The following is a 23,109-nucleotide window of genomic DNA, read 5'->3' on the forward strand; positions in this document are numbered from 1 at the left end:
AAAACAATTAAAGCTACGATATCCCTATCGCTCACTTAATTCTAAAATAATATCAAATTCTTCCTTCTTCACGCCTTGAACAGATAATCTTGCGTATTTAACAAGTTGCATTTCACTTAAACGATCGTCTGATTTTACTTCAGCCAATGTTACAGGTCTTTTGAGCTTCCTGACCGGAACTACGTCCATTACATACCATCTGTGATCCTCGGTTGTCGGGTCTTTGTAATACTCCTTCACCACTTCAGCAATCCCCACCACAGATTTCTCGTTTACACTGTGGTAGAAAAGACATAAATCACCAACCTTCATTTGCTTGATATTGTTTCGTGCCTTGAAATTTCTTACACCATCCCAATGATCTCTACCTAATTTCACTAGGTCATCCCATGAATACGTATTCGGCTCGCTTTTTATTAACCAGTAGTTCATCGCTAAATTAAATTAAAGTACCCAGCGTCAATTTTTAATTGAATCGTATTAGTTTCAAACAAATTACGCTGGAGTCCTTTTTACCTATATGAAGATACTAATTATTAACTCAGTATCAAGTCAAGAATCATTATTGGTTAGCCCCTTGCTTAGAGTTTTAAAAACTGAACTTGGTGCGGAAACCCATTTAGTGATTCATGAAAAAAACAGGAATCCCTTCCAACTAAATCCCTATTTAGATAAAGTCTACCTATCCACACAATCTCCATTTCAGCTAAGAAAAGATTTAAAAAAAGAGCACTTTGATTACACGGTTGATCTTCGGAATAGTTCATATTCAGTCATTTTGAGGTTGGGTGTTTCTAAAAAGACACTTGTTTTTAATAATAGACGCTTTAAACGCTGGCTCTATTCAAAAACAAAGTTGAATCTCCTTCCAACAAAGCATAAAGTGGATCAGTACGTAGATCTATTGAAACCTCTTGGCATCAAAGGTGATAACTTAGGAATAGACTTTTTTTTGCCAGAGAAGGATTTTGTGGAAAATGACTGGCTTCCCGATTCGCATCAAAATGGGTATGTTGCAATTGCAATTGAGGGTTCTTATTACACAAAAAAATTACCAGTCAATCGCCTCATCGAGCTTTGCGATCGGATTAATAAGCCTATTATATTGATTGGAGACTCACAGGATGTTGCTGTTGCTGACGAAGTTGAGTTATTTTTTCAGCCCGGATCAAAGGAGGAAGAACAGGAAATAGAAAAGTTGAACAAAAAAACGGTCATTTTCAGTGCGTGTGGTAAGTTCAATTTTAATCAATCCGCCTCGATAATAAAGCAAGCAAATTGGGTATTTACCTATGATAATCAGATGATGCATGTAGCAGCAGCTTTTAAAAAGCGCATTTACACCATTTGGGGAAGTTCCTCTCCACTTTTCGGAACATATCCCTATCGTACGCAGTTTACTGTTTTTGAAAACAATAAATTGAGCTGTCGTCCTTGTTCCATAGATGGATATGAAAATTGTCCAAAAGGACATTTCCAGTGTATGAACGATCTGAATTTTGACTTCTATTTACCTGATTAAATGAAAACACTGTACCTCATACGTCACGCTAAATCCTCTTGGGCATTTGACTTAAATGATCATGATAGACCTTTAGGTAAGCGAGGCAGAAAAGATGTAGTGAAAATGGGGAAGTATCTTTCAGAACATCAGCCAAAGCCCGAAGTTCTGATCTCAAGCACAGCCAGCCGAGCTTTCTATACCGCCCTACATGTCTGTGATCTCATGGGAATTGATGAAGGACAAATCAGATTAGATAAAAACCTGTATCATGCCGGAGCAGCTGAAATTTTAAGTGTTATTAAGCATGCACCAAATTGCGACAGAATGGCTCTCTTCGGTCACAATCCCGGCTTTACAAGTGCCGCAAATGCTCTTGCAAATCTTCAATTCGACAACATCCCAACCTGTGGGATGGTAGGAATAAATTTTGATGTTAAATACTGGAAAGATGTAGCATTTAATACGGGGATGCTCGCCTTTTTCTATTTCCCAAAGGAGATTTAGTACCTTTATTTAATGGCTCTATCTTGAGTTTTATGACCTTTAGGTTTTTCTGATTTTCAAACTATTAAAAATGAGCACAATCAAAATTACAGGAATGACTATCGCCATATCGGATATGCCGAAAATGGTCAACTTCTATCAGCAGGTTTTTAAACTGAATTTTGAAGAAATGGAGATGTACGGCAGCAAGCTTTACAAAACTCATATCGATCATCTGGAAGTGCTGTTCTGTCCAGCGTCCATTGCTCAAAATACCGCAAAACAAAACAGGCATCAGCTAAATTTTGAGGTAGAAGACTTGGGAATTGCGCTAGCTGATGTACCAATAAATGGAGGTGAGGTCATGGGAGAACCTCAATTAGAAGGATCCTTTAAACAAATTGGCGTAAAGGATCCTGATAACAATTCAATTGTTTTGAAGCAAAAAATTACTGACTAAAGTATGTATCTGCTTAGGTCTTTATCCTTCACCAATCCAGCCAGTTTCTCCTGAACCATCTCTTTGTCAATTAAGATTTGTGCGTTTGGCCCTATCGTATCCGGAATATCAAATAAGATTTCGTTTAGGAGCTTGCTCATAACCGTATGAAGTCTTCTTGCTCCAATGTTTTCAACCTCCTCATTTATTTGAAAGGCCATTTCTGCAAGTGATTCGAGAGCTTCATCCTGGAAGGATAGCTTCACCTCTTCGGCAGCCACTAAAGCTTCATATTGCTTTGTGAGCGCATTCTTTGGTTCTGTAAGTATTCTTAAGAAATCTTCTTTTGTTAAATTTTCCAGCTCTACTCGGATCGGAAAACGTCCCTGTAGCTCTGGTATCAAATCAGAAGGCTTGCTAAAATGGAAAGCACCTGCTGCCACAAATAAGATATGATCAGTATTGATAATCCCATACTTGGTGTTTACAGCACTACCCTCAACAATGGGTAATAAATCGCGCTGAACCCCTTCTCTGCTTACATCTGGACCTTTTCCATTATCTCCTCCTTTGGCTATCTTATCTACTTCATCAATGAAAATGATTCCGGTATTTTCAGCCTTGAAAATAGCCTCATCTTTCACCTCATCCATGTCTATCATCTTAGCAGCTTCCTCTTCTAAGAGAATTTTACGTGCTTCAGAAATTGTCACTTTTCGCTTCTTTTTCTTCTTTGGCATCATATTGCCAATCATCTCCTGGATATTAATCATGGATGCTTCATCCATGCCTCCCCCGACCATGCCAACATTTCCTGAGGGATTAGATGTTACATCAATTTCAATCTTCCGATCATCCAGTTCGCCATTTCTTATCTTCTCGCGAAATCTTGCTCGAGTTTGCTCATTTAGCTCGACTTCATTTTCAGGTTCATCACTACCTATTTTGGTGGCATAAGCATTTGGCGTGCCTTTAAGCGGGGGAATCAACGCATCCAGAATTATTCCTTCTACCACCTCAGCGGCTTTTTCTTTCACCTCCTCTTTTTTGGCAATTTTCACCATGTTTACGGCTTGTTCTACCAAGTCTCTAACCATGCTTTCTACATCTCTTCCCACATAGCCTACCTCGGTAAATTTTGAGGCTTCTACTTTGGTAAATGGCGCATCGGCAATTTTCGCTAACCTTCTAGCAATCTCTGTCTTACCCACTCCCGTAGATCCAATGAGTAGGATATTGTTTGGCACAATCTCTCCTTGAATTTCCTCCTTTACATTCATTCTGCGCCATCGATTTCTCAATGCAATAGCTACGTTCCTCTTCGCGTCTTTTTGCCCAATTATGTACTTGTCTAACTCCGTGACTATTTGTCTTGGCGTTAAATCATTCTTTATTTCTCTCATAAAATTTTCTTAAAATCATTTATATCCGTGCGCAGGCTTATAAAACTACTTCCGCCTGCAGCATGATAGGTGGCTCTTGAAAATCGCAACTCGATTCTTTTTACTTTCACCATCATGCCAAATGAAAATCCGGCCCCACCTCCAATTTCATTCAATCTTAATTCTTGCTTTCTTTTATGACTATATCCAACCAATAGCTGAAAATGGTCACTTAATAATACTTCCGCGCCAAGATTTACACGCTTCCATACTTTATCTAAATCTCTGCTAGATCGTCCACCAGAATCGTCCAGCGATATGGCATTTTCATTTACCAGATTCGTGGTTGTAATTGTAAATCTAATTGGCATATACTCTGGCTTGAAAGTAGTGCCTATTTTCACATCAAATGGCACTTGAGAGGAAGAAAAATTAGTATATCCAGATATCTGAGTCCCCATATTTTCAAAAACCATCGCCACGGTCCAATTTTTATTCACGCGAAATATCCCTCCTATATCCAGCAACAATGCTGTAGCTCCATAGCTCTCAATGGAGGAATGTGAAAGTTTAACATTTGCGCCCAGCGTGAACGGGCCAACGCTATGTGCTTTCCCCAATTGGAAGGTATAGTCCTGTGCTGGAAATGTACCCAAATGATTACCGGTCTCATCTGTCATTTCAAACGCTCCATAGTTTACATAGTTCAGTCCTGCAGCGAATGTGCCTATTGAACCAATATTGAAAGCATATGCCCCGGAATAGACAAACACATCAGCAAAGTAAGGATTGATTTGAACAAAAATATTCTTCTCTCCAACAGAATCAAGTATGGCTGGATTCTCAAAAAATTGAGAAATATCTCCATCAGCTAAAGAAATACTTGTACCTCCTAAAGCTGCAGCTCTCGGATTGCTGGTAAGGTTGAGGGATTGAAAGCTCAACTGCCCACCAATCTGTGCCCACCCAAACAGGGGAATAAAACATGCTATAAAGAATGGAATTCTCAATCTTTCTTTTCTTCTGGAAGGATAAATTCTATCGGATTACTAGCTTTTTGCTTTGTTAACGCTATTTCCAATACCTCAGGTACATATTCTACAAAATGAATTTTTAAACCCTTTAAATACTTCGGATTAATCTCCTCAAGGTCCTTTTCATTCCTTTTGCACATCATTATTTCTTTGATTCCTGCTCTTCGTGCCGCAAGAATTTTCTCCTTAATTCCGCCTACTGGCAGCACTTTTCCTCGGAGTGTTATCTCACCAGTCATCGCCAACTGTTTCTTCACCTTACGTTGGGTAAAAACAGAGGCCAGTGAAGTGAGCATAGTTATTCCTGCAGACGGTCCATCTTTAGGAATCGCTCCAGCGGGAACGTGGACGTGAAGGTCGTAGCTATCAAACACTCTATGATCTATCTCCAGCAACTCAGAATGAGAGCGAAGATAGGACAGAGCTGCAACAGCCGATTCTTTCATCACATCGCCCAACTGGCCAGAAAGCGTCAGTTTCCCCTTACCTCTACTCAATGAAGACTCTATAAACAAAATATCTCCGCCAGAAGGTGTCCAGGCAAGTCCGGTTACAACTCCAGGAACTGAGTTGTCCTCGTAGTTGTCCTTGTCAAAAATTTCAGGGCCAAGAATCTCTCTAACGCGCTGATCAGTAACCTTTGCTTCATAGGCTTCCTCCATTGCTACAGACTTAGCAATGGATCGAATAACCGCAGCGACTTTTCGTTCCAAACTTCTTACGCCAGACTCCCTTGTGTAGTCATTGACAAGTTTCACTATTGCAGATTTGTCAAAAACAATATCAGAAGTCTTCAGCCCATGTTCTTTTCTCTGCTTGGGGATCAAATGCTTTTTGGCTATTTCAACCTTCTCCTCAAGGGTGTAGCCGCTTACATCAATAATCTCCATACGATCTCTAAGTGCTGGTTGTATGGTGTCCAATGAGTTCGCGGTAGCAATGAACAACACCTTGGAAAGGTCATAATCAACTTCCAGGTAATTGTCCTTAAAAGTGGAATTCTGCTCCGGGTCTAATACTTCAAGCAAAGCAGACGAAGGGTCTCCTCTAAAATCTGAGCTGACCTTATCTATCTCGTCCAGAATAAAAACAGGGTTCGACGATTTGGCTCGATTTAGATTCTGGATAATCTTGCCTGGCATTGCACCGATGTATGTCTTACGATGCCCCCTGATTTCTGCTTCATCATGGACTCCGCCTAGAGACATTCTTACATACTTTCTATTGAGCGAATCAGCAATCGACTTTCCGAGTGAAGTTTTTCCTACTCCAGGAGGACCATACAGGCACAGAATAGGGCCTTTGAGGTCTTTCTTAAGCTTCCTTACGGCCAGATACTCAATGATTCTCTCTTTTACCTTTTCCAATCCAAAATGATCACGATCTAAGACTTTTCGCGCATTATTTAAATCAAAATTATCTTCACTGACTTCATTCCACGGCAAATCAATTAAAAGCTCTGCATAGCTCATTGCCACAGGAAATTCTGCAGCTGCAGGATTCATCCTTAAGATTTTGTCAAGCTCTTTATTGAAATGTTCCATCACTTCTAATGGCCATTCTTTTTTATCCCCACGCTTACGCAAAGCCTCCACTTCTTGATCTGGACCATCTTGTCCAAGTTCATCTTGCAATATTCTAATCTGCTGACGTAGAAAATAATCCCGTTGCTGCTGATCAATATCTGTATGAACTTTGTCCTGTATCTCCTGCTTTAGCTCTAACATCTGCAAGTCTTTGAGCATAAATTGAAGTAACTTCTCTGATCGGATTTTAGGATCATCCATCTCAAGCAAAGACTGCTTGTCATTGACTTCAGCGTTTACATTAGAGGATAAGAAGTGAGTGAGAAAATTGAAATTATCAATATTATCAACAGCAACTCTTGCTTCCTTGGGGATTTCAGGGCTGAGTCCCATGATTTTGGTTGCTGTATCCTTTAAGGATTGAATAATTGCTTTTTGTTCTTTCTTGGGAAGGGTGTTTTTTAAGTCAGGAACCGTTTTATACTTGACAATATGGTGTGGTTCTTCCTGCACATGCTCGGAAATCTGGAACCTGTTTTGCCCCTGAATGATTATCGTCGTATTACCGTCAGGCAATACGATCATTTTCAAAATCTTCGCAATGGTTCCAATCTTGAACATGTCCTCGAACTGAGGCTCCTCAGTTTTCACATTTTTCTGAGCTACTACACCTATAATTCGATCTCCTCTATAGGCTTTCTTAACCAGCCGAATAGACTTGGTTCTACCTACAGTGATCGGCAAGACAACTCCTGGAAAGAGCACTGTATTTCTTATTGGAAGAATGGGAAGATCTTCAGGAAGATCCGATTCTGCCATTTGATTGTCCTCTGGAGAGATGATTTGGATTAACTCTTCAGAGTCCTCGTCTATAAATTCTGGTATAAAATATGATTTCAAATTAGCTTCACTCATAAAATGCCAATGTGTCAGATTAATTGTACGCATCCCCTTGAAATTGGGAAAGGTACATAATAGTCAATCGTTGTGCCAAAGTGGAAGTACATAACAAATAGTGCTAACTTTAAATTAATTTTAATTTTTACTGACGAATCGACAGCATGTGCCGTAATTTCCATTGTCATATTGGATTTTTCTTAGTTCTTATCACATTTTGTGCATCTGCACAAAAGGGTAGAAAAGAAGTGCAAATAGTCCCCGATTCTATTCCGAAAGATGTTGTATTCAATGCATACGAATTCAAAGGAATCAATAAGTATCCAGAATACTTTAGCAAGCAAAAGCTTGAGCAAATCATTAAACTGGATCAATCAGAAAAATGGGACGAACTATATAATGCCCTGAAGGATTATGTCGGACGTTTTGGTATTCGAAACTTTTATAAGGACACTAGACTCATTTGGAAGCTAGCTAAAATGACTGAGCTCTTTGGAGATCAGGAAGAAGCCAAGATATTGTACCGCATGGTCTTAAGACATCATTATCAGGGGATCGACATCAAAGAAATTGAATTGTACTATGACTCCCTCAACAGACAAGCAGCAGAACAATTTGTACCGATAGACTACTATTATGAACTGGTAGAGCACCGAAAACTGATTGACACACTGCAACCTCCTCGTGGGGTACTATTGAATATGGGGATGCTAGTGAATAGCTCAAGCGCAGACTATGGTCCATCACTGAATATTCATAACAATATTCTCATATTTACTTCCAAGCGAAAAAAGGTAGATGAGACCATAAGGTTTAGGGAAGACGAAGATCTATTCTTTAGCCATAAGGATCCGTATGGAACATGGTCTAAAGCGAAACCGATCAAAAACCTTAATTCACATTACAACGAAGGTTCACCTTGCTTAAGTGGAGATGGGAAAACGCTAGTTTTTTCGAGATGTGATTCACCAGATTCGTATGGAGATTGCGACTTATTCATTGCCAAATTGCAAGCGGACAGTACATGGTCCAGACCGGAAAACCTTGGAGTAAGCATCAATAGCCTGGCTTGGGACTCGCACCCTGCACTATCACACGCGGGCGATACTTTGTATTTTGCATCTGATCGACTCGGTGGATTTGGTCTATCCGACATTTACTATACCACAAGAGACGATAGAGGTCGATGGTCTGCCGCTCAAAACTTGGGTCCAGTAATCAATACTCGACAAAATGATGTAAGTCCATTCTATCATCCCGTTTTTGACGTTTTGTATTTTAGCTCACAAGGTCAGTTATACAATTTTGGCGAATTTGATATCTACAAAGCCTATCATAAAGATGGTTATTGGACAGAACCTCAAAATATAGGTCCGCTTGTAAATGGCAGAGGAAGCGAGTTTTACTTCACAATAGACTCCGATTCTGAGTTGCTTTTTTATGCCAGATCTTCTACAAGAGATTTAAACAAGCAGGATATCTATTCATTTCCCCTGCCAATGGAAGCTCAACCAGATGCAACTACATCTGTTACGGGCACTCTCACCGATTCCCTGACCGGTGTCCCTTTTCAGGGAATTGTGTCAATAATCGATTTAGATAAAGGTCATGAAGTCGCTCCAAAATTCCTCAAAGAGGATGGTTCTTTCGAGTTTGATTTAATATCTGAAAGGAACTACCTACTCATACTTCAGGGTGATGATTTCTTCCGAATTGAGGAAGTCTTTTATTTAGATGGGCCTTTAGAAATAAACACAGTAACGCAACCAATTGCTTCCAGAATGAAGTTCGAGTCTATTGAGTTTGACATAGGTAAATCAGAATTGAAAACTGAAATGTACGCTGATCTCAATAAGGTGGTCAATTTTCTTTATGATAACATTGATTTCAAACTCCGAATCTCTGGTCACACCGATTCGGTTGGTGACCCTGCTAAAAATCTGCAGCTATCCCAGGAACGAGCTGAAAACATCAGAGATTACATTGTGATTTTTGCGGGTATCATCAAAGAACGCGTAGAAGCTAAAGGATACGGGGACACCAAGCCCATCATTGTAAATGAAGTCACTGATGCCGATAAAAAATTAAATCGCCGCGTAGAGTTTGAAATCTATCGAGAAGCTCCTCCGACTATTGAATCGGAGGAAGCGGGTAATGATTTTTAGAAAAGGCTAATTGTATCATTGATAATAACAAAAGCCATCAATGATAAAAGGATCACCATTCCTACTTTCTGAGAGTTTTCAAGGAATTTATCCGAAGGCTTTCTTCCTGTAACAATTTCCCATGTTAGGAATACAACATGACCTCCATCCAGCGCAGGGATAGGTAAAAAGTTCATAAAAGCAAGTACCATAGACAAAAGTCCAACTATGCGCCAGAAATTATTCCAATCCCAAGTTCCGCCAAAGAAAGTGGCAATTTTGATGGGTCCCGACAATGATTTTCTTACATCTACATCACCTGCAAACATTTTCTTAAAACCCTTGATATTTAGCCAAACCACTGCAAAAGCATTATAAGTACCTTCTCCCAGAGCTTCACCAAAAGTAAAATCTCTACTCACATAATTCAATCGATATTGAGCGACAAAACCAAGGGTACCGTCTGTGTCAACAGAAGTTGCCATGTCTATTATTTCTTCACCGCGTTTTGCTTGAAGTGTAATTTCCTTTCCTTTCAGATTGCTCAGCGTAGAACTCAATTGATCAAAATACTTTATTTCGTCTCCATTGATAGACACAATTTCATCTCCGGATTGAAGTCCCGCATCTGCCGCCAGCGAACCGGGGACAACAGACTGTACTGAAAATGGAATTCTAGGGTCAATAACGCTCACCCTTTTGTTTTTATCTGCAAGTTTGTCAATGAAATCATTCGGCATTTCCACTCTTACTTCTTCGCCATCTCTAAGAACTGTATAGTAGTTATCCGATCCTAACAAAAGATTGGGGCTCAATAGATCTGAAAATCGTTCATAATTCTGACCATTGATTGCAAGTATTTTATCTCCTGTTTTGAATCCAAGCTGCTCACCTAAATCGTAAGCCACAATCCCATTTTCATTGAGTACATCTTTTGGAAGATATGCCTCCCCGTTTACCAAAGCCAAGCCAATGAAAATAATGATACCGGTCACCACATTGACAATAATACCTCCCATCATTACGATGAGTCTTTGCCATGCTGGTTTTGCTCTGAACTCCCATGGCTCGGGCTCATCACTTAGTGATTTCGTGTCTAACGATTCATCAATCATTCCTGAAATTTTAACAAAGCCACCCAAAGGAATCGCTCCGATGGAATATTCGGTCTCGCCAAACTTCTTCCCCCATATCTTAGGAGGGAAACCAATAGAGAATTTTTCAACTCGCATTCCAAACGATTTGGCAGCAATCAGATGCCCCCATTCATGTACTCCTACTAAAATTGACAGTCCTAAAAGCAACTGCCCTACCATTATTAAAGTCTCCATCTATTTAATCAATTCGAGCGCTTTAGCTCTTGTTTCTTTATCTGTTTGTATAAAATCTTCTATTTCAGGATTGCGAATATAGCTCACCTTTTCCAGGCAATTTTCAATCACATCTGAAATCTCAAGGAATCCCACCTTATCTTCTAAAAACGCTTGAACTGCAATTTCGTTCGCAGCGTTGAGAATACATGGTTGATTGCCTCCCTCTTTTGCAACTCTAAAAGCTAATCCAAGGTTCCTGAAAGTCTCTACATCTGGTTTCTCAAATGTCAGCAACGGATAATCCAGAAAGTTAAACCTTGGATAATCTGCTTTTAGACGTTCAGGATATGTCATTGCAAACTGTATCGGCACACGCATATTCGGCAAGCCCATTTGCGCCTTCATTGATCCATCCTCAAATTGAACCAATGAATGAACAATTGATTGTGGGTGCACCACTACTTCTATCTGATCCAATGAAACACCAAAGAGCCATTTAGCTTCAATAACTTCAAGTCCTTTATTCATCATAGTTGCAGAATCAATGGTGATTTTCGCTCCCATATCCCAATTGGGATGTTTCAACGCTTGTTCTTTAGTAACTGACTCTAAAAAACTTTGATTTTTACCCCTAAATGGTCCCCCAGATGCCGTGAGGATGAGTTTTTCAATTGGATTGTGGAATTCTCCAACGATGCATTGGAATATGGCAGAGTGCTCTGAATCAACCGGCAGGATATTTACTCCCTTTTCTTGCGCCAATTTCGTTATCAGCTCTCCAGCTACTACAAGTGTCTCTTTATTTGCAAGCGCAATGGTCTTACCCGCATTTATCGCTCTTATCGTTGGCAATAACCCAGCGTATCCAACCAAAGCAGTAAGTACCATGTCAATCGATTCCATTTCAACAATGGAAGCAAGCGCACTCTCTCCGGCATATACTTTTATATCATGCGTATCCAATGCATCAAATACCTGCTGATAAAGTGAATCATTTGCAATGACTACACTATTGGGTTTAAATTCTAATGCCTGAGCAATCAACAATTCAGCACTGTTTTGTGCTGTCAAGACTTCTACTTCAAAACTATCTGGATGCCTCTTTATAACATCTAGTGCTTGTGTTCCAATGGAACCTGTGGAGCCAAGAATGGCTATATTTCGTTTCTTCATTTAGGTTGTTCTACCTTCTTTTTAAAAAGAACAGTCGGCAAAGGTAAGAGTTTGCAATTTTTAACAATCGGATGGAATACTTTTTGAGCAAATTCAGTTTATTTTCTAATAAATAAAATCAACGCACATGGGCAAACTTCAAACAATAATATTGGCTTTGGTATCTGGAATCTTTGGTGCACTGATAGTAGGAGAATTTCAGCAAAATGATACGGACAAAGAAGAAAACTTTGTAGCTCCAAGCCAGCAAAAGAATCAGGTCAGTCAAGTGTCCTATTCAACTATCATACCCAATGAAAACTTCGTTGAAGCCTCGAGGAAGAGCACGGGCAGTGTTGTTTTTATTCAAACTTTGAGTGAAGTGGAGTATCGTACGGGTGGCTGGATGGACTGGTTTTTTGAACCACGTTCTTCTCAAAGAGTAGGGAGTGGATCTGGGGTTGTTTTTTCCGACGATGGCTACATAGTCACAAACAATCACGTAATCAAAGACGCGGACGAAATAACGGTCATTGCAGGAAAGAGAAGCTATCAGGCCGACCTTGTTGGAAGGGATCCAAGTTCAGATTTGGCTGTCATTAAAATCAATTCGACTGATCTTGCAGCTATAGAAAAAGGAGACTCGGAGCAAGTAAAGGTTGGAGAGTGGGTTTTAGCCGTTGGTAATCCTTTCAATCTAACCTCAACGGTCACTGCTGGTATTGTAAGCGCAAAAGGTAGAAATATTAACATTCTAAGGGACAAATTTCCAATCGAAAGCTTCATTCAAACCGATGCTGCAATTAATCCAGGAAATAGTGGCGGTGCTCTCGTCAATGCTGATGGCAAACTCATTGGGATAAATACGGCAATTCTATCTAGGACAGGGTCGTATGCTGGTTACGGCTTTGCAATCCCAGTAAACATTGTCAAGAAAGTATTTAATGATTTGGTGAAGTATGGAGAATTGCAAAAAGGATTTACCGGAGCTGAATTCATTGATATAGACAGCGAGCTTGCAGAAAGAATTGGAGTAGAGGATTTGGATGGCGTTATTGTAGCTGAGGTCAAAGAAGGAAGTGCTGCAGACAAAGCTGGCCTAAAAAAACGTGATGTACTTCGAAAAGTAAATGACAAGCAAATAAGCAGTAAAGCGACTTTAGAGGAGCTTATCGCCAAGAGTTACCCTGGTGACAAACTTAGTATTTTAGTTCAGCGGGATAATGAAATGCTGGATCGGGAGTTAATATTGACCAATCGCGAAGGCACTACAAATATCATTACCCGAGACATCTATTATGCAGAAGATTTAAATGCAAGCTTTGAAAGTGTTTCTAAAGTAGAGCGCGATCTATTAGGAATCAAAAGCGGAGTGAAAGTGGTTGACTATAAGGCAAACGGGTTCTTTGCCAATCTGGGCATTCCTAAAGGCTTCATCATCACTCAAATAAATAACAAGGCAATAAACAAACCAGCAGAACTAGAGAAAATTCTTGAGGACATTCGTGGACGGTTTGATGTTATCGGAATCGATGAAAAGGGAAGAAAAGTATATTATCCGTTCAGGCGTTAGGCGGTTCGCATTTTCAATTTTTTCTTCAGCTCATCAACCGAATAACGGAATTTTGCATCCGTATCAATCATATCATTCACTGATTGAAGCGCATGTATCACGGTGCTATGATCACGACCACCGAAGTGATATCCAATAGATTTTAATGAGTGATTGGTATAATCTTTTGAGAAATACATGGCTACCTGGCGTGCAATAACGATTTCTTTCTTCCGAGTCTTCGCTTTTAAATCGTCCTGACCAACATGGAAGTAGTCGGAAACGGTTTTTTGTATGTAGTCGATGCCTACTTCAGAATCTATTTCCTTAACGATATTTTTAAGGACTTTTTTTGCCAGCTCTAAATTTACCTCCACACGCATTAATGAAGCATGAGCAATCAGCGATACAATGACACCTTCCAACTCTCGAATGTTGGTATCAACCGTGTAGGCTATATATTCAATCACTTCTTCAGGAATGTAAATTCCATCTTCCTGAATTTTACGTTGAATGATTGCCATTCGAGTTTCAAAAGCAGGTTGTTGCAAATCCGCAGTAAGTCCCCACTTAAATCTAGAAACCAATCGTTCCTGAAGGCCTTTTAGATCTTTTGGGGCACAGTCACTTGTCATCACTATCTGCTTACCCGCCTGATGTAAGTGATTAAAAATGTGAAAGAAAATCTCTTGCGTCTTCTCCTTATCTCTCAGAAATTGAACATCGTCTAATATCAAAATATCTACTCCTCTGTAATAAGAAATGAAACTTTGAACATTATTGTTTTTTAAAGAGTCGATAAACTGATTCGTAAATTTTTCAGAAGCCACATAAATAATCTTCTTAGATGGATCTTCGTTTTTTATGTGATTTCCTATCCCCTGAACTAAATGCGTCTTTCCAAGTCCAACACCACCATAAATCATTAATGGATTGAATGACGTGATGCCAGGTTTTTTAGCAACAGCATATCCTGCAGAGCGTCCTAACCTATTGCAATCTCCTTCAATAAAATTCTCAAAGGTGTACGTTGGATTCAGGTTATTCTCACTCTTCAAATCGTCGATAAATGCAGTATTTAACCCCTTACCATTACTTCCATTTCTATCACTTAGGTTGTTGATTTTCAAGGGAGTGGCTCCAGATTTCTTCGTTTCTTCATTTTTTACCACAACAGAATATTCCAATCTAGCATCTTCGCCCATTTCCTTAGCAATTGCTTCTTTCAGAATGTGAACATAATGTTCCTCTAACCATTCATAGAAAAACTGACTAGGAACTTGAATGGTGAGTACGTTACCCTCTGTCTTTAAGGGAGTTATAGGATCAAACCATGTACTGAAACTTTGATGAGGAATGCGCTCTTTAATGAAGTCAAGGCAGTTTTTCCAAATTAGTTCATGCATTTCAGTTTAGTGTTAGTAGTGGTTTATATCGGCTTAGGTGACCTCTCGTTTTTTCGAAAGGGCATCAAATATGTTTGATTTTTTTTTCTTAAAAAAATGGATTTTACCCTTGATTTTTTCAAAAAGATTCATAGGTTGATCTAAGCCACTTTTCGCTGAAAAAAACTTCGAAAAATACAATTTTTCTTAACATGGCATTTCTAGTCTAATTTCGTAAAACAATCATTGCATCAAAATAAAAATTTGAAAAATTTAGACCTCAGCACATTCCCCCATATCAACAAAGATGAATGGATTAAATACGCGGAAAAACAGCTCAAAGGAGCTAATCCAAATGATGAATTAAGATGGGAAAATGACGGAAAATTGAAACTAGAAGGATATTACGATTACTCAGATGTTTCAGACCTCAAGTATTTGGAAAACTTCTTTGGGAACCTTCCTGCTCACAAGTGGAAGCTTTACGAGCGTGTCTTGACAGATGACCCCAAGGTCGCTAATTCAAATGCTTTGAACGCGCTGATGGGTGGTTGTGATGGAGTTATTCTAGACAATCCAATGTCAGATGATCTCAACATCATATTAGAAGGAATAAACCATGAAATTTGTGATGTAAATGTAATTTCTGCTCACAGCCTAAGCGGAATAAATAAGCTTACCGGTTTTGAATTGAGTCCTGCAGGCAATTGCCTTCAATTACTAGAAGAAAAAAATCCTGTAGTCCAACTTGCCGAGGCATTGGACAAAATAACTAATGAGACCTTTATCTACAGATTCGCTCACACGGACTTCTTTTTAGAAATAGCTACTGTACGCTCGCTTAGGTATCTTCTGGACCTAAAAGGCATCAGAGAAATTCATATTCATACACAAATACCATTGCATACTTCCTATGAACAGCAATGGTTCTTAAACACTACCGGCGGTCTGGCGAGTATTCTTGGAGGTAGTCATTCCGTTGATTTCACAACAGCTACGGGCGATGCACGAATAAGTAGAAATGTGGGCAATCTTATCAGAGAAGAAAGCGGTATTGAGGAGTACAATGATCAATGTGGCGGATCATATTACATTGAAGTTCTCACCCATAAAATCATCCAAAAAGTATCAGAAAGGGCGTAATCATGAGTGAAGGAAATTATTTGCAGGAAGGTTTTTCAGCAGGCGTCGCTCCATTCCTGAGGGGACCTTACGCTACCATGTATACGTCTAGACCTTGGACCATTCGACAGTATGCCGGATTTAGCACAGCCGAAGAATCCAATGCTTTTTATAGAAGGAATTTAGCAGCTGGTCAAAAAGGTCTGTCTGTGGCTTTTGATCTTGCTACCCATCGAGGGTACGATAGCGACAACCCAAGAGTGAAGGGGGATGTTGGAAAAGCCGGAGTTGCCATCGATTCTGTTGAGGACATGAAAATCCTCTTCGATCAGATCCCTTTGGATAAGATGTCTGTTTCTATGACAATGAATGGCGCGGTAATACCAATTATGGCGTTCTACATAGTGGCTGCTGAGGAGCAGGGAGTTTCACCTGAAACACTAACAGGGACTATTCAGAATGATATTCTTAAGGAATTCATGGTGAGAAATACCTACATCTATCCACCCGGTCAGTCCATGAGAATCATCGCGGATATTTTCAAATTCACCTCTGAGAAAATGCCGAAGTTCAATTCCATTAGCATCAGTGGGTATCATATGCATGAAGCAGGTGCCACGGCCGAATTAGAAATGGCATTTACATTGGCAGATGGATTGGAATATGTGAGGACGGGCATAGAAGCAGGAATTGATATCGATTCATTCGCTCCGCGGCTTTCATTTTTCTGGGGAATTGGAATGAATTTTTTCACGGAAATAGCCAAAATGAGAGCAGCTCGTGTTCTCTGGGCCAGAATCATTAAGGACTTTGATCCTAAAAATGCAAAATCCATGGCTTTGCGTACGCATAGTCAAACCTCGGGATATAGCCTGACTGCTCAAGACCCCTACAACAATGTAGCACGCACAACGATTGAAGCTTTGGCGGCAGTTCTTGGCCATACCCAGTCTTTGCACACCAACGCACTAGATGAGGCCATTGCCCTACCAACAGACTTCTCAGCTAAAATTGCTCGAAACACACAGATTTATCTTCAAAAGGAAACCAACATCACCAAAGTCGTCGACCCAATGGGTGGCTCTAGACATCTTGAAAAACTAACGAATGATCTCATAGAGCGTAGCTGGAAGATAATTCAGGATGTTGAAGAAATGGGTGGGATGTCTAAAGCCATCGAAGAAGGATATCCGAAAATGAAAATAGAAGAGGCAGCAGCTCAAAAGCAAGCCCGCATAGATTCTGGTGAGGAATCCATCATCGGAGTAAACAAGTTTATTACGGATGAAAAAACCGAGATTGAACTTCTCGAAGTAGATAATAACCAAGTCCGTAAAAAACAGATTGACCGAATCAATACTATCAAGTCCAGCAGAAACGAGAAAAAAGTACAGCAAGCCTTGAAAAATCTCGAAGAAGGTTCCAAATCCAATGGCAATCTTTTAGAATTGGCCATTGAGGCAGCTAGAGAACGAGCTACACTTGGAGAAATCTCAATTGCAATGGAGAAAATTTTTGGTAGATTTCAGGCAACCAATAGAACCATATCTGGCGTGTATTCTTCAGCTATTAAAAACAACAAGGATTTCAAAAAAGCCCTGGAACTTTCAGATAAGTTTGAAGAATTTGATGGAAGACGTCCAAGAATAATGATTGCCAAAATGGGGCAAGATGGACATGACCGTGGGGCAAAAGTGATTGCAACATCCTTTGCTGATTTAGGATTTGATGTAGACATAGGCCCGCTTTTTCAAACACCACAAGAAGTTGCTAAGCAAGCCATAGAAAATGACGTTCACATTGTAGGAGCATCTTCTCTAGCAGGCGGACATAAAACACTCATTCCAGAATTGATTGAAGAGTTAAAAGAACAGGGACGAGGAGATATTCTGGTTGTGGCAGGTGGAATCATACCAGAAAATGATCATGAGGAACTAATTTCTCGTGGAGTTACGGACATATTTGGTCCCGGAACCATCATTTCCCAAGCCGCCATAAAAATTCTTAACAAACTGATGACCTGATAGTTCTCGCATTTTCGATAACTTTAATCATCAGAAAATCCAATTGAAAATGAAATACTTCCAATCTGCTATACTAATGGCGCTTATACTATGCAATAACGTTGCTGGTGCCCAATACCAAAAGTCTATTGAGAAAGCAGATGAAAAATACGAGTCTGGAGACTATTCATCTGCTAGGAATCAGATAGAAACAATGAAGAAAAAGGTGACAAAAAGCCTGGGCTACAACAATCCCTACAATGCCATAGCTCTCGTGAAAGAAGCGAAAATCAATGTTGGGCTTGGTGAGCTGGTAAGCGTAATGGATCCCCTAGAGGAAGCAATCACAATGAGCGAAGAAGTAAATGGGGCAAAAAGTGCGGAACATGGATTCATACTCATGGAAGCTTCAGAAGTTTTAATTTCCTATGGTAATTTCCTTCTGGCCGGGCAATTCATTGAAAAGGCTACCGAAGCTTTTGATTCCTCAGGGTCATTGATTGAGGATATCAAATCCTCGCTAGACGTACAAAGGGCTCAAGTACTGGCTGGCAAAGGTTTTTTCAGCCAGGCGATAAAATTAGTAGATCAGCAAACAGATTATTATCTAAACAGAGCTCTTTCTGCTGAAGGAGACAAAAAGAATCAAGAAGACCGAAAAGAAGAATTTGCTAAGATGATGATAGTGAAGGCAAATTCTCTGCGTAAGATGGGTGACTATCAATCTGCTGATGCCGCATTTATCGCAAATCTGCAGTGGGTGGGAGACAATCTTAAAAAATCGCACCTATTGTGGGCAGAAAATGTTTTTTTGAACGCCCAACTGCTTGAGGAAAACGGGCTCGCTGTGGAGGCTCAGGCCAAACTGTATGAAGACGCCTATGTGCAGGCCGTCAGAAAGTACGACCTTTCTCACAACACAGTAATGACCGTACAAGCCAATTTAATGAGGGCTTACTACCGGAACGGTCAAAGTGCACGACTGAACATCATTGAAGAAGATTTCAAAAAGTCACTGCGTGAATTTAAAAAGACTAGCATTTTCAACCTGGCGGAGGAAAAAATGGGCTTGACTTTTGATTTGGCCGATCAAGACATCAAAAAAATGGAGGACAAAATCAATGCGATCTTGGAAAGCCCTACCATTCCCGAATTCCATAGTGAGAGAATTGAACTTTTAGAGCTCGCCAAGAAAGTAGCACTTTATGCAGGCAGATATGAGAATACAGAAACATATGATGCAGAAATTCTAAAAATCAAGGAATTTCTACTAGGTCCTGAGGCACCCGAATATCATCTAACGAAAGTTAAGCTAGCCAATTACTTTGTAGACTTCACCGATAAGTTTACTGAAGCGAAGACAATTTATGATGAAAGTTTTCACACCATAGTAGAGCCTGAAATCACTAAGGGTCACGTCGATTATCTGGATATAATGAATCACCTTGCTAAGTTTTATGAAGAAACTGACAATTACTCAAAAGCATCTGGAATCCTTGACGATGCATTACTTGCAGCAAGAGTAAAGTATGACAATCAAGACATAGAATATGGAAAAGAGCTTGAGAAAATTGCTAGCCTTCAAATTAATATTGGAGAATATGAGAAAGCCACAAAGAACTTAGAAGAAGCAGAAAAGATAATGAAGGATGCGAAGACGGAAGAAGCTAAAAGCTATCTCGCATCAGCATACATCACAAAAGCCAAGTTACTATCAATCAAAGGCGAATACGATTCAGCAGAAGATCACATCTACGATTCTGAGGATCTAAGAGAGCAAGGAGCCTTAACCATTGATGTAACAGGTCTAAGTTATCAGGATGACCTTGGAGGTTTATTTACAAGTATTGGAAGGTATTCTGACGCAACAAAACTTCTGCTCGGATCGCTCACAGAGAAAACTGCTCAATTTGGTAGCAGTAGCCGACACCTCAATAAAACACTTGTTTTAAATGCTAAGCTAAATCTAATCAAAGGAGACTATACGCAGGCAGAGCAGCAGGCAAGGAGGGCAAATGGCATTGCCATCAGTACGTTTGGTGAGAATTCATCTAAAGTAGTAGCCTCTATGCTACAGCTCGCAGACGTATATACCACCATAGGTGACTATGACAAAGCCGAAACACTTCTGAAAAATGCCATTCGCATTCAAAAAGAGAAATTTGGGCCTGATCATGTAGATGTTGGAAAATCTACTTCCAAGCTCGCTTTAGTGTATTTCTATCAAGATAAGCCACTCACACAAATACAATCACTTTTTCAGGAAGCTGAAAAAATAATCGGGAAAAAACTTGGGTCTAACAACCCTACGTATGCTGAAATCTTGAAGAACATGGCCATTGCCAATATTGCCTCTGGTAATTATTCTTTGGCCTTTACGTATCTCAATCAATCAGAAAGTATTTGGAAGAATAAAATTGGTAAGCGCAATAACATAAACGCTGCAACAGTTCAGGTGCTCAAAGGTGACATTTACTATAAGCAAAAGAACTATCCTGAGGCTGAGGTATACTATGAAAATGCTCAAAGACAGTATCAAAAAGTATTCAGTAACACTCATCCAGAATACGTAAAAGTTCAATCCAAGCTCAGCAAAACCTATTTTATGCAGGCGAGATACAAAGATTCTCAAGATGAGATGGAGTCTGTGCTAGCTAACTATAAAGACTTCATTAAGCAATATTTTCCAGCACTGAGCGAGCGCGAAAAGGCAAAATTCTGGAATACCATCAAAGGAGATTATGAATTCTACAACACTTTAATTATCAGCCGAAACAGAAGTGTGAAATACATTGGTGAGCTCTACAATAATGCGCTTTTGACAAAAGCTCTTCTGCTAAACTCATCCATTAAAGTTCGTCAGCGGATAATGAGCAGTAACGATCAAGAGCTCATCGGGATGTATACAAAATGGGTTGAAGATAAAGAGCTTCTAACGGCAGCTTTATCTATGAGTACTCAGGATCTTTCAGAAAGTGGCATTGACCCGGTTACCCTATCCAGTAGTGTTGAGTTGCTAGAGAAAAGCATAAGCTTAAAATCTGAATTATTCTCTCAAAGCGCTGACAGCAGAGAAATTCTGTGGGAAAACGTAAGGAGTGCATTAGGAGAAAATGAAGTCGCTATTGAAATGGTCCGTTTTAGAGTATTCGATCACGCTTTTACAGATTCAGTAATGTATGCGCTTCTATACATTAAGGGAGGCCCTAGATCTGAGCCTAAAATGATACTGCTTGATAACGGCAAAGAATTGGAGAGTAGATACTTAAAAACTTATCGAAATAGTATCAAGTACAAGATTGGCGATAAGTATTCCTATGAACAATTCTGGAAACCTATACAAGATGAAGTTGGGGCAGTATCAACGCTTTACATATCTCCAGATGGAGTGTACAACCAAATTAATCTTGAGGCCATACCAACACCTGACGGTAAATATGTACTTGACAATTCCAACATTCTGTTAATCAGCAATACAAAAGATCTATTCATCAATAAGATCAAGACCAAAGTAGTTGCAGAGGAGGAACATGCTATGATGTTTGGGAATCCGCAGTTTTACATGGACACGCAGCCTGGTCAACCCTTGGCAAGCTCTGGACTAACAAGATCCACTGCTGAAGTAATAAGTCCACTTCCTGGCACCAAACAGGAGATTGAAGAATTGTATGATCTACTCGATCGGAAGGGTTGGACAACAGATAAGTACACAGAAAATCAAGCGAGTGAAGAATTAATCAAACAGGTAACGAATCCTAAAGTATTTCATGTTGCGACTCATGGTTTCTTCAAAGAATCCCCTAAGGCAAGTAATCTTGACCAAGAGTATAATGAAAGTGCGGCTTACGATAATCCGCTACTAAAAACAGGATTACTTCTTGCCGGCGCTGGTGACATCCTGAATCAAACCCAATTCAATTACAATGTAAATAATGGGATCTTAACCGCCTATGAAGCAATGAATCTAAACCTTGATAAAACAGACTTAGTGGTTCTTTCAGCATGTGAGACGGGACTTGGAGAGGTGCAAGCTGGTGAGGGTGTTTATGGTCTTCAAAGAGCCTTCTTAGTGGCTGGTGCCAGAACAATCGTCATGTCACTTTTCAAAGTAAGCGATGAGGCTACCCAGCAGTTGATGGTGAAGTTTTACCGTAAATGGATTGAAACGGGAAACAAGAGACAAGCATTTATCGATGCAAAGAAGGAAATCCGAAACGAATACCGTGATCCTATCTACTGGGGCCCATTCGTGATGATCGGTTTAGATTAAGGACGATTTATTGAAAGAATTTTAAAAAGGACGTCCAAATGGACATCCTTTTTTATTTCTTAATTAGTGTTAAATAGCTAATCCTAAGCTCTATCCTATCGTATCAAAGAAAAAAGCCTATGATTCATAGTTCATTTTTCTGGAAAAATCATTTTGAAAAAAACCTCCTGGTAAAGCGAGTTGGCTGGAAAAGTCAACCTTCTATCTCTGAAGATGAAAAAAAGAAAATTCTATACTCACTTAAAGCATGGCAGCTGGGTGAAACAAGCGATGGAGCCCATCTTTTAGCTGCAGCTAGAAAATACGCGAGCAAAATCAATGACCCAGATTATACCCATGCAGTAGAGCTGTTTATCAAGGAAGAACAAAAACATGGGAACAACCTTGGAAGGTATATTGATCTGATTGGAGAAAAGAGAAGTCAGAAAGACTGGGGAGATACACTATTTAGAAAAATCAGGTACTTCAACACAAGTATGGAGCTGTGGACGATAGCTGTAATTATTGTGGAGAGTGCAGCTCAAATATTTTACCAGGCTTTGAAAGATGCAACTAATTGTACGTTGCTAAAAGAAATCTGTCAGGATATCTTAATAGATGAAGCACATCATATCAAATTCCAGAATGAACGACTTTACCAAATCTTTCAAACCAAGAGTTTTTACAGTAAGGCACTTAGTATTGGCTGGTACGGGATTCTTTTTTTTGGTACTATTCATGCCATTTGGTTTGGTCATGGCAAAGCGCTTAAGGCCGGTGGAATCCCCAAGAAAGAATTCATGAGGCAAATGTATTACAAGTTCTTCAGCAGTTTAAAGTACTGCCATTCACACTTTTCAATAGCGAAAGGACAATTGGCTCAAGCACAATAAAAAACCCTGATCTTGACCAGATCAGGGTTCG

The 23,109-nt window shown here is 39.8% G+C and carries 16 protein-coding genes; 9 read left to right on the top strand and 7 right to left on the bottom strand.

Going from position 1 to position 23,109, the window contains the following annotated elements; genetic code table 11:
• Positions 1–24 precede the first annotated feature (24 nt).
• Positions 25–432: an EVE domain-containing protein gene (locus ABJF57_RS12070; RefSeq protein ID WP_462229366.1), complete on the bottom strand. Its 408-nt coding sequence runs from the start codon at positions 430–432 to the stop codon at positions 25–27.
• Between the two features lie 88 nt (positions 433–520).
• On the opposite strand from ABJF57_RS12070, the gene ABJF57_RS12075 reads away from it, so the two are divergent.
• The 3 genes from ABJF57_RS12075 to ABJF57_RS12085 all read left to right on the top strand — a co-directional run bounded on the left by ABJF57_RS12075 (position 521) and on the right by ABJF57_RS12085 (position 2,447).
• A complete protein-coding gene (locus ABJF57_RS12075; protein ID WP_462229368.1) occupies positions 521–1,522 on the top strand; it encodes a glycosyltransferase family 9 protein in 1,002 nt (333 codons plus the stop codon).
• On the top strand, positions 1,523–2,008 hold the full coding sequence (locus tag ABJF57_RS12080) for a SixA phosphatase family protein (RefSeq protein WP_462229370.1): 486 nt from the start codon (positions 1,523–1,525) through the stop codon (positions 2,006–2,008).
• 70 nt (positions 2,009–2,078) lie between these two features.
• Positions 2,079–2,447, top strand: a complete 369-nt coding sequence (locus tag ABJF57_RS12085) for a VOC family protein (protein ID WP_462229372.1) — start codon at positions 2,079–2,081, stop codon at positions 2,445–2,447.
• Here the strand turns inward: ABJF57_RS12085 and hslU are convergent.
• The 3 genes from hslU to lon are packed head-to-tail and all read right to left on the bottom strand — an operon-like array spanning position 2,444 to position 7,283.
• Positions 2,444–3,829 (bottom strand): ATP-dependent protease ATPase subunit HslU, encoded by a 1,386-nt coding sequence (gene hslU, locus ABJF57_RS12090; protein WP_462229374.1) that lies wholly within the window; start codon positions 3,827–3,829, stop codon positions 2,444–2,446. The genes ABJF57_RS12085 and hslU overlap by 4 nt on opposite strands.
• Positions 3,826–4,818 carry a type IX secretion system protein PorQ gene (porQ, locus tag ABJF57_RS12095; protein WP_462229376.1) on the bottom strand — a complete coding sequence of 331 codons (993 nt, stop codon included), beginning with the start codon at positions 4,816–4,818 and terminating at the stop codon, positions 3,826–3,828. Before porQ ends, hslU begins: the two co-directional genes overlap by 4 nt.
• Positions 4,815–7,283 carry an endopeptidase La gene (gene lon, locus ABJF57_RS12100; RefSeq protein ID WP_462229378.1) on the bottom strand — a complete coding sequence of 823 codons (2,469 nt, stop codon included), beginning with the start codon at positions 7,281–7,283 and terminating at the stop codon, positions 4,815–4,817. The genes porQ and lon overlap by 4 nt, the downstream gene beginning before the upstream one ends.
• Before the next feature lie 230 nt (positions 7,284–7,513).
• On the opposite strand from lon, the gene ABJF57_RS12105 reads away from it, so the two are divergent.
• Positions 7,514–9,430: an OmpA family protein gene (locus ABJF57_RS12105; protein ID WP_462229380.1), complete on the top strand. Its 1,917-nt coding sequence runs from the start codon at positions 7,514–7,516 to the stop codon at positions 9,428–9,430.
• Here the strand turns inward: ABJF57_RS12105 and rseP are convergent.
• Together rseP and ABJF57_RS12115 are read right to left on the bottom strand one after the other, a co-directional pair.
• Positions 9,427–10,740, bottom strand: a complete 1,314-nt coding sequence (gene rseP / locus ABJF57_RS12110; protein ID WP_462229382.1) for an RIP metalloprotease RseP — start codon at positions 10,738–10,740, stop codon at positions 9,427–9,429. The two genes, ABJF57_RS12105 and rseP, sit on opposite strands and share 4 nt — an antisense overlap.
• A complete protein-coding gene (locus ABJF57_RS12115; RefSeq protein WP_462229384.1) occupies positions 10,741–11,895 on the bottom strand; it encodes a 1-deoxy-D-xylulose-5-phosphate reductoisomerase in 1,155 nt (384 codons plus the stop codon). It lies immediately after the preceding gene.
• 127 nt (positions 11,896–12,022) lie between these two features.
• Here ABJF57_RS12115 and ABJF57_RS12120 point away from each other — a divergent pair, with 127 nt between their 5' ends.
• The gene (locus tag ABJF57_RS12120; protein ID WP_462229386.1) at positions 12,023–13,447 is read left to right on the top strand and encodes a trypsin-like peptidase domain-containing protein; all 1,425 of its coding nucleotides are present in this window, start codon (positions 12,023–12,025) and stop codon (positions 13,445–13,447) included.
• Here ABJF57_RS12120 and dnaA read toward each other — a convergent pair.
• On the bottom strand, positions 13,444–14,832 hold the full coding sequence (gene dnaA / locus ABJF57_RS12125; RefSeq protein WP_462229387.1) for a chromosomal replication initiator protein DnaA: 1,389 nt from the start codon (positions 14,830–14,832) through the stop codon (positions 13,444–13,446). The two genes, ABJF57_RS12120 and dnaA, sit on opposite strands and share 4 nt — an antisense overlap.
• Positions 14,833–15,075: 243 nt before the next feature.
• Between dnaA and ABJF57_RS12130 the strand changes: the two genes are divergently transcribed.
• The 4 genes from ABJF57_RS12130 (at position 15,076) to ABJF57_RS12145 (ending at position 23,078) form a co-directional block, all read left to right on the top strand.
• The gene (locus ABJF57_RS12130; RefSeq protein WP_462229389.1) at positions 15,076–15,954 is read left to right on the top strand and encodes a methylmalonyl-CoA mutase family protein; all 879 of its coding nucleotides are present in this window, start codon (positions 15,076–15,078) and stop codon (positions 15,952–15,954) included.
• Between the two features lie 2 nt (positions 15,955–15,956).
• Positions 15,957–17,957, top strand: coding sequence for a methylmalonyl-CoA mutase (scpA, locus tag ABJF57_RS12135; protein WP_462229391.1), 2,001 nt, complete (start codon positions 15,957–15,959; stop codon positions 17,955–17,957).
• Positions 17,958–18,006: 49 nt separating this feature from the next.
• Entirely contained in the window at positions 18,007–22,206 is a 4,200-nt protein-coding gene (locus ABJF57_RS12140) for a CHAT domain-containing protein (protein WP_462229394.1), read from the top strand.
• Between the two features lie 119 nt (positions 22,207–22,325).
• Positions 22,326–23,078 carry a ferritin-like domain-containing protein gene (locus ABJF57_RS12145; protein ID WP_462229396.1) on the top strand — a complete coding sequence of 251 codons (753 nt, stop codon included), beginning with the start codon at positions 22,326–22,328 and terminating at the stop codon, positions 23,076–23,078.
• Positions 23,079–23,109 lie beyond the last annotated feature (31 nt).

The sequence above is a fragment of the Ekhidna sp. genome, from assembly GCF_039940915.1.
Classification (GTDB): Bacteria; Bacteroidota; Bacteroidia; order Cytophagales; family Cyclobacteriaceae; genus Ekhidna.

Excerpts from the sequence above, each read along its gene's own strand:
- ABJF57_RS12070 (WP_462229366.1), bottom strand. The coding sequence starts at position 432 with ATGAACTACTGGTTAATAAAAAGCGAGCCGAATACGTATTCATGGGAT.
- ABJF57_RS12075 (WP_462229368.1), top strand. The coding sequence starts at position 521 with ATGAAGATACTAATTATTAACTCAGTATCAAGTCAAGAATCATTATTG.
- ABJF57_RS12080 (WP_462229370.1), top strand. The coding sequence starts at position 1,523 with ATGAAAACACTGTACCTCATACGTCACGCTAAATCCTCTTGGGCATTT.
- ABJF57_RS12085 (WP_462229372.1), top strand. The coding sequence starts at position 2,079 with ATGAGCACAATCAAAATTACAGGAATGACTATCGCCATATCGGATATG.
- hslU (WP_462229374.1), bottom strand. The coding sequence starts at position 3,829 with ATGAGAGAAATAAAGAATGATTTAACGCCAAGACAAATAGTCACGGAG.
- lon (WP_462229378.1), bottom strand. The coding sequence starts at position 7,283 with ATGAGTGAAGCTAATTTGAAATCATATTTTATACCAGAATTTATAGAC.
- rseP (WP_462229382.1), bottom strand. The coding sequence starts at position 10,740 with ATGGAGACTTTAATAATGGTAGGGCAGTTGCTTTTAGGACTGTCAATT.
- ABJF57_RS12115 (WP_462229384.1), bottom strand. The coding sequence starts at position 11,895 with ATGAAGAAACGAAATATAGCCATTCTTGGCTCCACAGGTTCCATTGGA.
- ABJF57_RS12120 (WP_462229386.1), top strand. The coding sequence starts at position 12,023 with ATGGGCAAACTTCAAACAATAATATTGGCTTTGGTATCTGGAATCTTT.
- dnaA (WP_462229387.1), bottom strand. The coding sequence starts at position 14,832 with ATGCATGAACTAATTTGGAAAAACTGCCTTGACTTCATTAAAGAGCGC.
- scpA (WP_462229391.1), top strand. The coding sequence starts at position 15,957 with ATGAGTGAAGGAAATTATTTGCAGGAAGGTTTTTCAGCAGGCGTCGCT.
- ABJF57_RS12140 (WP_462229394.1), top strand. The coding sequence starts at position 18,007 with ATGAAATACTTCCAATCTGCTATACTAATGGCGCTTATACTATGCAAT.
- ABJF57_RS12145 (WP_462229396.1), top strand. The coding sequence starts at position 22,326 with ATGATTCATAGTTCATTTTTCTGGAAAAATCATTTTGAAAAAAACCTC.